The sequence below is a fragment of the Geodermatophilus sp. CPCC 205761 genome (genome assembly GCF_051383655.1).
Classification (GTDB): Bacteria; Actinomycetota; Actinomycetes; order Mycobacteriales; family Geodermatophilaceae; genus Geodermatophilus.
In genome coordinates this window covers 97900-111343 of sequence record NZ_JALPKQ010000004.1, presented here as the reverse complement: position 1 = coordinate 111343, position 13444 = coordinate 97900, and the positions used below count along the sequence as shown (strand labels likewise).

10 protein-coding genes are annotated in these 13444 nt (G+C 67.2%); 5 read left to right on the top strand and 5 right to left on the bottom strand.

Annotated features, from left to right (window positions below):
• Window positions 1–92: 92 nt before the first annotated feature.
• A complete protein-coding gene (locus tag MY526_RS03775; RefSeq protein ID WP_436689226.1) occupies window positions 93–2357 on the bottom strand; it encodes a sodium-translocating pyrophosphatase in 2265 nt (754 codons plus the stop codon).
• 193 nt (window positions 2358–2550) lie between these two features.
• Here MY526_RS03775 and MY526_RS03770 point away from each other — a divergent pair, with 193 nt between their 5' ends.
• Window positions 2551–5085: a DEAD/DEAH box helicase gene (locus MY526_RS03770; RefSeq protein WP_436689224.1), complete on the top strand. Its 2535-nt coding sequence runs from the start codon at window positions 2551–2553 to the stop codon at window positions 5083–5085.
• Here the strand turns inward: MY526_RS03770 and MY526_RS03765 are convergent.
• The 3 genes from MY526_RS03765 to MY526_RS03755 all read right to left on the bottom strand — a co-directional run bounded on the left by MY526_RS03765 (window position 5082) and on the right by MY526_RS03755 (window position 6033).
• Window positions 5082–5477: an Rv3654c family TadE-like protein gene (locus MY526_RS03765; protein WP_436689222.1), complete on the bottom strand. Its 396-nt coding sequence runs from the start codon at window positions 5475–5477 to the stop codon at window positions 5082–5084. The genes MY526_RS03770 and MY526_RS03765 overlap by 4 nt on opposite strands.
• Complete coding sequence (locus tag MY526_RS03760; protein WP_436689220.1) at window positions 5474–5851, bottom strand: TadE family type IV pilus minor pilin; 378 nt, start codon at window positions 5849–5851, stop codon at window positions 5474–5476. Before MY526_RS03760 ends, MY526_RS03765 begins: the two co-directional genes overlap by 4 nt.
• Before the next feature lie 68 nt (window positions 5852–5919).
• Window positions 5920–6033, bottom strand: a complete 114-nt coding sequence (locus MY526_RS03755) for a DUF4244 domain-containing protein (RefSeq protein WP_436703299.1) — start codon at window positions 6031–6033, stop codon at window positions 5920–5922.
• Window positions 6034–6398: 365 nt separating this feature from the next.
• Between MY526_RS03755 and MY526_RS03750 the strand changes: the two genes are divergently transcribed.
• The 4 genes from MY526_RS03750 to MY526_RS03735 all read left to right on the top strand — a co-directional run bounded on the left by MY526_RS03750 (window position 6399) and on the right by MY526_RS03735 (window position 12717).
• Window positions 6399–7673, top strand: coding sequence for a type I restriction-modification system subunit M (locus MY526_RS03750; RefSeq protein ID WP_436703276.1), 1275 nt, complete (start codon window positions 6399–6401; stop codon window positions 7671–7673).
• A gap of 21 nt (window positions 7674–7694) precedes the next feature.
• Window positions 7695–8366 (top strand): hypothetical protein, encoded by a 672-nt coding sequence (locus tag MY526_RS03745; RefSeq protein WP_436703275.1) that lies wholly within the window; start codon window positions 7695–7697, stop codon window positions 8364–8366.
• A 113-nt stretch (window positions 8367–8479) separates the two neighbouring features.
• On the top strand, window positions 8480–9754 hold the full coding sequence (locus MY526_RS03740; RefSeq protein WP_436703274.1) for a restriction endonuclease subunit S: 1275 nt from the start codon (window positions 8480–8482) through the stop codon (window positions 9752–9754).
• Window positions 9751–12717: a type I restriction endonuclease subunit R gene (locus MY526_RS03735; protein WP_436703273.1), complete on the top strand. Its 2967-nt coding sequence runs from the start codon at window positions 9751–9753 to the stop codon at window positions 12715–12717. The genes MY526_RS03740 and MY526_RS03735 overlap by 4 nt, the downstream gene beginning before the upstream one ends.
• Before the next feature lie 154 nt (window positions 12718–12871).
• Here the strand turns inward: MY526_RS03735 and MY526_RS03730 are convergent, their stop codons facing one another.
• Entirely contained in the window at window positions 12872–13318 is a 447-nt protein-coding gene (locus tag MY526_RS03730) for a hypothetical protein (RefSeq protein ID WP_436703272.1), read from the bottom strand.
• Window positions 13319–13444: the final 126 nt, after the last annotated feature.

The window sequence follows — 13444 nt, the reverse complement described above, 5'->3', positions numbered from 1 at the left end:
CCGGTGCTCGTCCACAGCCGGCACCGCCGTCCACAGACCACCGCCGCCGTCCTCCGGCCGGCGGGGACCGGCCGGAGGATCGGGGCGTGCGCTCAGGGAACGCTGGTGGTCAGGGAGGTGCTGGGGTTGTCCGCCCCGGCCCCGCCCACGACGACCGACCGCCGCTTGGAGACGATGACGGCGCCCACGATGATCAGGGTCGCCACGACCGCGATGACGATCCGCAGGGTCGTGTTCTGGTCCTCCCCCACCGACATGCCGACGATGGCCGGCGCGATCAACAGGGCGACCAGGTTCATGACCTTGATCAGCGGGTTGATGGCCGGACCGGCGGTGTCCTTGAACGGGTCGCCGACGGTGTCGCCGATGACCGTGGCGGCGTGCGCCTCGCTGCCCTTCCCGCCGTAGGCGCCGTCCTCGACCATCTTCTTGGCGTTGTCCCAGGCACCGCCGGAGTTGGCGAGGAAAACGGCCATGAGGGTGCCTGCCGCGATGGCGCCGACGAGGTAGGCCGCCAGCGGCCCGAACCCGAGACCGAACCCGACGGCCACCGGTGCGAGCACCGCCAGGAGCCCGGGGGTGGCGAGCTCGCGCAGGGAGTCCTTCGTGCAGATGTCGACCACGGCGCTGTAGTCGGGCCGCTCGGTGTAGTCCATGATCCCGGGCCGGGTCCGGAACTGCTCCCGCACCTCGAAGACCACCCGGCCGGCGGCGCGGGAGACCGCGCTGATCGCCAGGCCGGAGAAGAAGAAGACGACGGCCGCACCGAGCAGGGCCCCCACGATGTTGTTCGGGTTCACCAGGCTGAAGGCGGAACCCAGGGTGTCCCCGGCCTCGTCGAGCGCGACGCCGATCTGGGCGTTGTAGGAGCCGAACAGCGCGGTGGCCGCGAGCACGGCCGTGGCGATCGCGATGCCCTTGGTGATGGCCTTGGTGGTGTTGCCGACCGCGTCGAGGTCGGTGAGCACCCGGGCGCCCTCCTCGTCGATGTCGCCCGACATCTCCGCGATGCCCTGCGCGTTGTCGCTGACCGGGCCGAAGGTGTCCATCGAGACGATGACGCCGGCCGTGGTCAGCAGGCCGCAGCCGGCCAGCGCGACCGCGTACAGCGCGGCGCCGCCGCCGACCAGGAACGCCGCGTACACCGCGCCGCCGATGAGCAGCGCCGCGTAGACCGCGGACTCCAGGCCGAGCGAGATCCCCGAGAGGATGACGGTGGCCGGGCCGGTCAGCGAGCTGCGCCCGACGTCCTGAACGGGCTTGCGCGCCGTCTCGGTGAAGTAGCCGGTGAGCAGCTGGATCGCCGCGGCGAGCACGATGCCGACGAGCACGGCGACGAAGCCGAGGACCTGCGGGCTGACGACCGTGTCGGGGACGTCGGCGACGCTGGGCAGCACGGTGAAGGCGGCGGCCGCGACCAGGACCAACGAGACGACGGCGGAGGTGAAGAAGCCGCGGTTGATCGGCGCCAGGCCGTTGGCGTCGTTCTTGCCGGGGTTGCTGGCGAGGATCCCGACGACCGAGGCGATCACGCCGATGGCGGCGACCACCAGCGGGAAGACCATCCCGACCGCTCCGAAGAAGACCTGGCCCAGGATCAGCGCCGCGACGAGCGTGACGGCGTAGGACTCGAAGAGGTCGGCGGCCATCCCCGCGCAGTCGCCCACGTTGTCGCCCACGTTGTCGGCGATGGTGGCCGCGTTGCGGGGATCGTCCTCCGGGATGCCGGCCTCGACCTTGCCGACCAGGTCGGCACCGACGTCGGCGGCCTTGGTGAAGATGCCGCCGCCGACACGCATGAACATGGCCAGCAGGGCCCCACCGAAGCCGAAGCCCTCCAGCACGACCGGCGCGGTCTCGTCGAACAGCAGCAGCGCGAGGGCGGCGCCGAACAGGCCGAGGCCGACGGTGATCATCCCGCAGACCCCGCCCGTGCGGTACGCGATGCGGAAGGCCGGCCGGTAGCCGCCGGTGCGGGCCGCCGCGGCCACCCGGACGTTGCCGCGGGTGGCCAGTGTCATCCCGATGAACCCGACCATCGCCGAGAAGAGCGCCCCGACCAGGAAGAACAGCGCGCGACCCACCCGGGTGCCCCACCCTCCCTCGTGGACCGGCAGCACGAGCAGCAGGACGAAGACGATGATGGCGAAGACGGCGAGCGTGCGGAACTGTCTGCGCAGATAGGCCGCCGCACCCTCCTGTACCGCCCGCGCGATGTCGCGCATCGTCGTGGTGCCTTGGTCGGCCGCCATGACGGCGCGGACCAGGTAGGCGGCGAAGGCGAGGGCGGCGATCGAGATGGCGAGGACGATCGTCACCAGTACGACGTCCCCGCCGGAGAGTGCACTGTCCGGCATGTGTTTCCTCCCAAGCGGTCGGCTGCCCCCGGCACGTGCTCCGGTCGGCGGAGGTCCTGTCCGGGCGCACGGATTCGTTCCGTGTGCCCGAGCGTCGCGTGAGTGTAAGGGGAATCACACGCCGCACAGGTAGCCCGACCGTCCGCTCTCGATCGGGCGCCCACGGGTTGCCCGGAGGTGTGACAGTGGAGGGGTGACCACGCTCCACCCGGTCCGGTCGGCTCCCCCTCCCGGCACGGACCCTGGTCCAGGGGGTGGCATCCTCCCCGGCGGCGACCTGCTCGCCGCCGTCCTCGCCGGCACGCCGGAGGAGGAGCAACCGGTCACCCACGTCCACCGGCTGGCGGTGCGGGAGAGCCGCACCCTGCCGTGGCCGGAGTGGGTGGGACCCGCGCTGCGGGCACGGCTGGAGGCCAACGGCGTCGCGTCTCCGTACCGGCACCAGGTGGAGGCCGCGCAGCTCGCGCACGACGGCCGGAACGTGGTCGTGGCGACCGGGACGGCGTCGGGCAAGTCCCTGGCCTACCAGCTGCCGGCGCTGACCCGGCTGAGCGAGGACCCCCGCGCCTGCGTGCTGTACCTCGCGCCGACCAAGGCCCTGGCCCGGGACCAGCTCGCCTCGGTGGCCGCGCTGGCCGACCCGACGGTGCGTCCCGCCGCGTACGACGGCGACACCCCGATGGAGGAGCGCGAGTGGGTCCGGCGGCACTCGCGCTGGATCGTCACCAACCCCGACATGCTGCACCGCGGTGTCCTGCCGGCTCACCAGAAGTGGTCGAGCACCCTGCGCCGGCTGGCCTACGTGGTGGTCGACGAGTGCCACTCGTACCGAGGGGTGTTCGGCTCGCACGTCGGTCACGTCCTGCGCCGGCTGCGACGGATCTGCCGCCGCTACGGCGCCGAGCCGGTGTTCCTGCTGGCCTCGGCCACCGTCGCGGAGCCGGCCGCCGCCGCCTCCCGGCTGGTGGGCGCCCCGGTGGTCGCCGTGACCGAGGACGGCTCGCCGCGGCCGGGCGCCACCTTCGCCCTCTGGGAACCTCCGTTGACCGAGCGCACCGGGGAGCACGGCGCGCCCCTGCGCCGCTCGGCGGCCGCGGACGCCGCGACGCTGCTGGCCGACCTGGTCGAGCGCAACGCGCGGACGCTGGCGTTCGTCCGGTCCCGCCGCAGCGCCGAGTCCGTCGCCGAGCAGGCCCGCCGGATCCTGCTCGACCGCGGCCGCGGCGACCTGGCCCGCCGGGTTGACTCCTACCGCGGCGGGTACCTGCCGGAGGAGCGCCGGGAGCTGGAACGGGCGCTGTCGGCCGGTGAGCTGCTCGGCGTCGCGACGACCAACGCCCTGGAACTGGGCATCGACATCGCGGGCCTGGACGCCGTCGTGCTCGCCGGCTATCCCGGGACGCTGGCCTCCCTGTGGCAGCAGGCCGGCCGCGCCGGGCGCGCGCAGCGGGAGTCGCTGGTCGTCTTCGTCGCCCGCGACGACCCGCTGGACCACTACCTGGCCCACCACCCGCGGGCGGTGTTCGGGCGGCCGGTGGAGGCCACGGTCACCGACCCCACCAACCCCTACGTGCTCGGGCCCCAGCTGTGCTGCGCCGCCGCGGAGCTGCCGCTGGTGCCCGACGACCTCGCCGACTTCGGCGGGCCCGCCGCCGAGGCACGGGTCGAGGAACTGGTCGCCGATGGGCTGCTGCGGCGGCGCCCGACGGGCTGGTACTGGGCCGGCCGGGGGCGCCCGGACGTCGACATCCGAGGCAGCGGCCTGGAGCCGGTGACGATCATCGAAGGCGCCACCGGGCGGCTGCTGGGCACCGTCGACGGCGACGCCGCCCACGCGACGGTGCACACCGGCGCCCTCTACGTGCACCGCGGCGAGACCTACGTCGTCGACGAGTTCAGCGTGGACGACGCGATCGCCGTGGTGCACCCGGAGAGCCCCGAGTGGACGACGGTCGCCCGGGACGTCACCGACCTGTCGATCGTCTCCACCGACAGCTCGCGGCGGCTGGGGACCCTCACCGCGCACACCGGCGTCGTCGACGTGACCAACCAGGTGGTGGCCTACCAGCGCCGGCGGCTGGGCACCGGCGAGGTGCTGGCGGAGTTCCCGCTCGACCTGCCGGCGCGACAGCTGCGCACCCGCGCGGTCTGGCTCGCGCTCGACGAGCAGGCGGTGGCCCGCGCGGAGGTGGACGAGGTCGGGCTGCCCGGCTCGTTGCACGCGGCCGAGCACGCCGCGATCGGCATCCTCCCGCTCCTGGCGACCTGCGACCGCTGGGACCTCGGCGGCGTCTCCACCGCCCTGCACCCCGACACCGGTGCGGCGACGATCGTCGTCTATGACGGCCACCCCGGGGGCGCCGGCTTCGCCGACCGGGGCTTCGCCGTGCTCCGGCGCTGGCTGCAGGCGACCCGGGCGACGGTCGCCAGCTGTGAGTGTGAGAGCGGCTGCCCCTCCTGCGTCCAGTCACCCAAGTGCGGCAACGGCAACGACCCGTTGGACAAGGCGGGGGCGGTGCGCGTGCTGGACGTCGTCCTCGACGAACTGGCCGCCGCCGAGGCGTCGACGGGGGCACAGCCCGTGGAGCTCGGCGAGCCCGAGCCCGAGCCCGCGAGCGGGCCAGGTGCGGCGGACGTCCCCGGCCCGGTCTCCCGGGACAGCCGTGCTGCGGCGGGCGGGCAACCGGCCCCCGTACCCCCACACACGGAGGACGACCTCGTCTTCTAGGGCCCACCGGAGCCTGCGAGAACCGACGGCGGGACCGGACCGGCCCGGGCCCGGGCGTCCGCCCGGTGCACGCCGAGGGGCCCGAGGGCGACCGGGACCTCGACGGCGACCGAGACGACGGCCCCCGCGTCGACGGAGCACGCGGTGAGGTGTGCACCGTTGGCCGTCGCGACCTGCGCCGCCACGCTGCACGCTGCGGAATCCCCCCGGACGGCCCGCTCGGCCGCTGCCAGTGCTGCCAGGTCGGCGGCGGACGTGGCCCGGTGCCGCGCGACGACGGCCCCTCCGACCAGGACGGCGGCGACCCCGATGGCCGCGAGGACCCCGGACAGGGCGACGACCCAGACGGTCGCCGAACCGCGCTCCGGGTCGGTCCCGGTCGCGTCGGTCATCCGTCGTCCCCGTTCGGGACCGCTGCCCGGCCGGCCGCAGCATCCACCTCCGTGCCCGGCTCCCGTTGGGCCGTCGCGGAGGCCGACACCCGCACCCGGAGCGGCACGGGCCCGAGCGGCGCGACGTCGGCGGCCACGGTGACGACGACCGTCGACCCGGCCGCCGCGGTGGTGACCGCCGCGCCGTCGGGTGCGGCCCGGCCGGCGACGGCGATCACGACCGCCGCCTCCTCGCCCCGGGCGGCGGCGCGGGCGCCCTCCCGAGCCGCGTCCACGCACCGGAGCTGGGCGCCGACGACGGTGACCGCGGCGACCGCGCCGGCGAGGACGAGCAGGAGCACGGGGAGCACGACCGCCGTCTCCGCCGTGACCATGCCCGCCTCGGGGCCACCCCGGGCCCGCCCCGGTCGCGCTCGGCGGGCCCGGCCGATCGGCGTCACGGTCAGGAGAGGGTGGCCAGCGCGGATGCGACCAGCTCGCTGAGCCCGTCCACGACCGAACCCCCGGTGACCACCCGGTAGAGCACGGCGGCGAACGCGCAGGCAGCGACGGTTATCTGCGGGAAGGCGCGTGGTCAGCCGCTGTCACTGTAGACACTGAGGTCGGCGCGGGCCAGGGCGGCAGTCTCCAACCACGACTGCGCCGGCCCTCGGATGGCACCGCGAGGCGCACCGCGTGCTCCGGCGCGACGTTCAGCGAGACGACGTAGGCCTGGGGCAGTTGATGAGGGTGTGGTGCAGAGCTGGAGTCCCGACGAGGGGTGAGCGCGGCGCAGGGGGCCGTTGCCGCGCTGACCCAGAGACTGGCGGCACGGAGTCCGGCGATCGCTGTCCGACACGCAGGTCTCCGATCAGACCGTCAGAAGGATCAGTCAGACTCATACTGCGCCCCGCACCGCATCACCACACAAGGAATGGCTGAATGAGCCCCACTGCGAACACTCAGAAGATCGCCTCCTTCATCTGGGGCATCGCCGACGATGTACTGCGGGACCTGTATGTGCGGGGCAAGTACCGCGACGTGATTCTCCCCTTTACTGTGCTACGTCGCCTCGACGCCGTACTTGAGCCCACGAAGCGCAAGGTCCTTGAGCTCAAGCAGGTTCTCGACGCCGAGGGCATCGTCGATCAGGACCACGCGCTTCGCGCGGAGGCTGGCCAAGCGTTCTGGAACACCTCGCCGTTCACGTTGCGTGAGTTGCGAGGGCGTTCTTCGCAGGCTCGCCTGCGGCAAGACTTCGAAGCGTACCTGGACGGATTCAGCCCTAACGTCCAGCGCATCATCGAAAACTTCGAGGTTCGCCAACAGATCCCAAGGCTCGCTAAGGCGGACGTCCTCGGCTCCGTGATCGAGAAGTTCCTAGATCCGGGAATCGATCTCAGCCCCGCCGGCCTGGATAACCACGCGATGGGGACCGTCTTCGAAGAACTCGTGCGCCGCTTCAACGAGGCGAACAATGAGGAAGCAGGTGAGCACTGGACGCCACGCGACGCGGTCCGACTCATGACCCGCCTCGTCTTTGACCCGATCGCCGATGACATCCCCGACGGCTTGTACACACTATATGACGGCGCCATGGGTACTGGCGGAATGTTGACCGTCGCCGAAGAGACTCTGCAAGGGTTGGCCAAGGCCAGCGGCAAGCGGGTCACCACAAACCTGTTCGGGCAGGAGATCAACGCCGAGACCTACGCCATCGCAGTCGCCGACCTTCTGCTCAAGGGCGAAGGCGCCAACGCGGATGGACTGCGCGGCGGGCCGGAGTACTCGACCCTGTCGAACGACGCGTTCGCTGGGCGCACATTCGACTTCATGCTGTCGAATCCCCCGTACGGCAAGAGTTGGAAGACGGACCTGGATCGAATGGGAGGCAAGGCGGGGATTATGGACCCGCGCTTCATTGTCGACCACGGCGGTGACGCTCAATACAGCCTCATCACGCGCTCCAGCGACGGGCAGATGCTCTTCCTGGCCAACATGGTTTCGAAGATGAAGAAGAGCACACCGTTGGGCAGTCGGATCGCCCAGGTGCACAATGGCTCATCGCTGTTCACGGGTGACGCGGGCCAGGGTGAGTCGAACATCCGCCGGTGGATCATCGAGAAGGATCTGCTAGAAGCGATCGTCGCCCTGCCGCTCAACATGTTCTACAACACCGGCATCGCTACCTACATCTGGGTTCTCACCAATCGCTAGCCCGCCCATCGACAGGGCAAGGTGCAGCTCATTGACGCGACAGAGTGGTACACGCCCCTCCGCAAGAACCTAGGCGATAAGAGCCGCGAACTAGGGCCAGATGACATCGACCGTGTTGTCCGCACGTTCCTTGACTTCGAGACCGGATCTGATAGGGGCGAGCGGTCCAAAGTTTTCAAGAACGAGGACTTCGGCTACTACAAGGTTCAGGTGGAACGACCTCTACGCCTCGCCGGCGTCGACTCAAGCAGTGTCTACACCACCGCTCAGCTCAACCAGCTACTCAAAGACGGAGCAAAACGCGACCCGGACGCCGACCCCATCATGACCAAGGTGCACCCAAAAGGCACAGTCGCCGATCCCCACCGCGGTCGGTTCGAGGTGCCGCTTCGTGGACAGATGCGAGTGGTTTCCTATGCGCCCGATCCTGAACTGCGCGACGCGGAGCAGGTCCCACTGCTCGAGCCTGCCGGAGATTGCCGCGACGGCATCGAGGCCTTCATCCGCCGTGAAGTGCTGCCCTTCGCGCCGGACGCATGGATCGACGACTCGAAGACCAAGGTGGGCTACGAGATTAGTTTCACCAAGCACTTCTACAAGCCGACCCCCCTGCGCACCCTCGAAGAGATTCGCGCAGACATCCGCGCCCTCGAAGTGGTGTCCGACAATCTGATCGCCGAGATCGCTCGCTGATGTTCCAGGGTCTTGAGCCATATCGGGAGTACGCAACCCTCACCGAGTCACCCTGGCTTGCCCACGTTCCGAGCCACTGGGCCACGCCGCGCATGAAGAACGTGCTACGCGAGATGAGTGACAAGGGGCACCCCGACGAGCCCTTGCTGACTGCAACGCAATCCCATGGCGTCATCCTCAAGGAGCAGTATGCGACTCGCACGGTCGAGGCGACTAAGGCGTTAGAGACTCTTAAACTTGTGCGAGTCGACGACTTCGTCATCAGCCTTCGATCGTTCCAAGGCGGGATCGAGCGAGCGCACGCTCGCGGAATCATAAGTCCTGCCTACACGATTCTGCGCGCCATCCGTGAGGTAGACCGTGACTACCTCACGCTTCTCTTCAAGACACAACCCTTCATCGACGCGTTGCGACTTGCCGTGACTGGAATCCGCGAGGGGCAGAACGTCGAATATCCGCGCCTCGCGCGGCAGCACATACCCGTGCCTCCGCCGCGAGAGCAGGAAGCGATCGTCGCATATCTCGCTCACGCCCAGGAGCGGATCACGAAGGCGATCGTCGCAAAGCGTCGGCTCGTCGCCCTCCTGGAGGAGCAAAAGCGGGCGATCGTCAACCACTTTGTCACACGAGGAACCAACCCCAGTCCTCACCTCGTCGACTCGGGCATTCCGTGGATCGGAGCCATCCCTGCACACTGGGAGCTCAGCCCCGCTCGGTACCTATTCCGGCCGGTTACGCGCCAGGTGGCAACGAGCTCACTCCCACAGCTTTCACTCACCCGATTCGCCGGCCTCATACGAAGCGGAACGGGAGGGTCGAACACAAAGGCTGCTGAGGGAGGAGGGAATCTGCAAGAGTGCGAGTGGGGAGACTTTGTACTGAACAAGTATCGCGCGCACATGGGTCTCTTCAGGTGGTGTCGGGAGCCGGGACTCGTTACGCGCAACTACACCGTCTTGGTGCCGAGCGAGCGTGTCGACCGGGACTACTTCGAGTACCTCTTCCTAGACCCTGTGTTCGCAGATGGACTCCGGATCAACGCCCGCGGTGTTGGCGATGGCATGAGTCCTCTGTACACATCGACCCTTATGTCGATGAAGATGCCACTCCCTGCCCTGGATGAGCAGAGAAGCATCGCGAATCGGATCTCTTCGGAGACGGCTCGGATAGATAGCGAGATGGGGCTGGTCCGACGCGAGATCCAGCTCCTTGAGGAGTTCAAGGTCCGCCTTGTGGCCGACGTGGTGACGGGGCGGGTGGATGTGCGCAGGATCGCTGCCAGGCTGCCCGCAATTGATGTGGCGCAGGCGTTAGCCGCGGGGGCTGGCGCCACGGACGATGACGATGAGGTCGAGCACGCCATGGAGAACGACCAGGAGGATTCGTGAACCAGGCCCCCCTGATGGACGAGGAGAGCCTGGAGGCCTTGATCGTCAGGCAGATGGTCCAGGTCGGTTGGATGCAGGGTGTCGCGTCTGACTTCAACGCGAGCTACGGACTCGACGTGAAACACCTTGCTGCGTTCCTGCTTGAGACTCAACCAGCGGTCGCAGAAGCGGTAGGCCTCGGCGAAGCCTGGGATTCAGAGAGCCCGATGCGCACCAAGTTCCTTGCCAAGTTGCAGGGTGAGATTACGAAGCATGGAATCGTACATGTCCTTCGGCACGGCTTCGGGCACGGCGCTGTTCCGCACATTGACTTCTACTACCCAACGCCCACCCAAGGCAACGCGATGGCCGCCGCCCGGCATCAAGCGAACCGATGGGTCGTAACTAGACAGGTCCACTATTCCCCTGTCGACACGGGCAAGTCAGTCGACCTTGTCGCCTTCGTCAACGGTCTGCCCGTGGCAACGTTCGAGCTGAAGAACTACATCACAAAGCAGACGGTGGCCGACGCGATCGAGCAATACCAGCTGACCCGCGACCCGAAGGAGCTGCTCTTCGCTCCTCGCAGGTGTGTGGCGCACTTCGCCGTTGATGACCAGCGCGTGAGGTTCTGTGCCGAGTTGTCTGGCCCCAAGTCATGGTTCCTGCCGTTCGACCGCGGCTATAAGGATGGGGCCGGTAACGGTCCTAATCCAAACGGGATGATAACGGACTACCTGTGGCGCGAGATCCTGGCGCCGTCATCACTGGCCGACATCATCGAGAACTACGCCCAGGTCGTCACGCGTAAGGATGCGAAGACGGGAAGAAGGTCGCAGACGACCATCTTCCCTCGCTACCACCAACTAGACGTCGTGCGCCGACTTCTTGCGGACGTCGCAGCCAAGGGTGTTGGTCACCGCTATTTGATCCAACACTCAGCGGGCTCTGGGAAGTCCAACTCGATTGCATGGCTGGCACACCAGTTGACAGAGCTTCAGTACAACGGGCGCTCCGCGGTCGACTCAGTGCTTGTCGTTACCGATCGGCGGGTGCTGGACGGGCAGATCAAGGAGACAATCAAGTCCTTCACGCAGGTCGGGTCCACTCTGGCGCACGCCGAGCACGCAAGTGACCTGAAGGCGGCAATTGAGCACGGCAAGAGGATCATCATCACGACGGTGCAGAAGTTCCCCTACATTGTGGGGAGCCTAGGGGCCGATCACCGGGAGCGGAAATTCGCGGTCATCATCGACGAGGCGCACTCATCGCAGACCGGTAAGGCCGCCGCCGCACTGTCGGGATCGCTCTCGGCACACGGCGAGAAGGATGAGGACGAGACCGGCGAAGACATCCTGCTTCGCTTGGCCGAACAGAAGAAGCTGCCAGCCAACGCATCATACTTCGCTTTCACCGCTACACCGAAGAACAAGACGCTGGAAATGTTCGGCGAGCCTATCCCCGGTGAAACGCGCAAGCGACCTATCCACTCATACACCATGAAACAGGCGATCCAGGAGAAGTTCATCCTTGACGTATTGGCAGGGTATGTGCCTGTCAACAGCTATTACAAGCTTGTCAAGACAGTGGAGGACGACCCGGAGTTCGACGTCAACAGGGCCGGTAAGAAACTCCGCGCCTTCGTCGAGGGTCACGAGACGGCCATACGTAAGAAGGCCGAGATCATGGTCGACCACTTCCATGCCCAGGTCATCGGGAAGCACAAAATCGGCGGCAAGGCCCGGGCGATGGTGGTGACCAAGACTATTGCTCGCGCGATCGACTACTATGAGGCGGTCCGCGACTACCTCGTCGAACGAGGTAGTCCGTACAAGGCGATCGTTGCGTTTTCGGACTTTGAGCGGGACGGAAAGAAGGTAACCGAGGCCGACTACAACGGCTTCCCCGGCAAGGACATACCGGACCGGATCCAGGAGGACCCGTTCCGAATCCTGATCGTGGCGGACAAGTATCAGACCGGGTACGACGAGCCACTCCTGCACACGATGTACGTCGATAAGCCGCTTTCGGGGGTGCTTGCTGTGCAGACCTTATCCCGGCTGAACCGAGCAGTTCCGGGCAAGACGGACACGGCTGTGCTCGACTTCGCGAACACTGCCGACCAGATTGAGGCCGCTTTCGCGGATTACTACCGCACCACCATATTGGCGGGGGAGACAGACCCCGACAAGTTGCACGAACTCCAAGCGGCGCTCGCGCAGTCTGGCGTGTACGGGTCAGAGCACGTGGATCGCTTCATCGAACTGTTCCTAGGAGATGCCGATCGATCGCAGCTGGATCCCATCCTCGACCACTGCGCGGCGGTGTACATCGAGCAGTTGGACGAAGACGGCCAGATTGAGTTCAAGAGCATGGCCAAGGCGTTCTTGCGTACTTACTCGTTCCTGTCGCTCGTTCTGCCCTTCACGAACGTCGGATGGGAGAAGCTGTCCATCTTCCTGGGGCTGCTCATCCCTAAGCTGCCGGCGCCCAAGGAGGTCGATCTCGCGGCCGGCATCCTGGAGACGATCGACATGGACTCCTACCGCATCGAGAAGCGTGAGGAGATAAAGATCGTTCTCGCAGACGAAGAGGGCGAGCTGGCTCCGGTTCCGACCGGGGGCATCGGGCACATCGCGGACCCGGAGCTTGAGCGGCTCTCGGCTATCCTGGACCAGTTCAATGATCTGTTTGGGAACATCAACTGGCAGGACGTCGACCGCATCCGTGAACGTATCGCGACGGAGATCCCGAGCAAGGTTCTTGCCGATGAGGACTACGCAAACGCGCGGGCGAACAACGATGCTGACAACGCCAGGCTCGCCCTCGATCAAGCGCTGCAGAAGGTAATGCAGGGGATGCTTCGAGACGAGACGCAGTTGTTCAAGCAGTTCGTTGACAACCCCGACTTCAAGGCGTGGCTTACTGACGCCATCTTCAAGACCACCTATAAGAGGCCGCCGGACCGCGATTCGCCGGCCTGATTGAACCTCGTTTCGAGGCTCGTGCAGGATCGACGGCGCCCAGCGCCGACGGTCGTAGCTGAGGCGGCCCTCGTAGGCCTTCGCGCGCTGCGGCGGGCTGTCGACATCGAAATCTACTGCAGACGACTGGATCCGCCGTACCTTCCAACCCGCCTCACGTAGGGTCGGAGGATCCTCCCGCGTTCGCCTGGCGAATGACCTTCTTCATCGCCGCGCGTGCCGCTGTCAGATCTGCCTGCAACTCTGCGATTTCGTCCTGCTGCTGACGGGATTGAAGTCTTGCAGCGTCTAGATCGCGCTGCAGGCTGTGGTTTCGTTCGCTCAGGCCCTCAATGCGAGTGACCAAGTCGTCGTGGGAGGTGGTGTCCAACTTGCTGCCCAATTGAAGCCGGAGCCGCGCCTTGAGATGGTCTCTCTCCTTACGGGTCTCGCGAAGTTCGGCTCGTGTCAGCGCGAGGTCGTTGAGCAAGCTCTGCCGAGATACGGACGGTTGCGCTGCAGGCGCTGGAGGTGATGGGGCTGGGCCATGCGCAACCTGCTCTCGCATAGCGCCCTCGATCGCCTCCCGGAGGCCGGGGGCCTTGACCAGCCAGATCGACACCTGCGCTTCCCGTGCGACGCCCGCGAAAGTGATGGGCACGCCGTGGGATACCTGGCGGTCAAGCGCGGCCAAGACGCGGGTCCGCTTGCCGGCGCTGTCGGCTCGGCGGGCAGCTGTGAGAGCCGC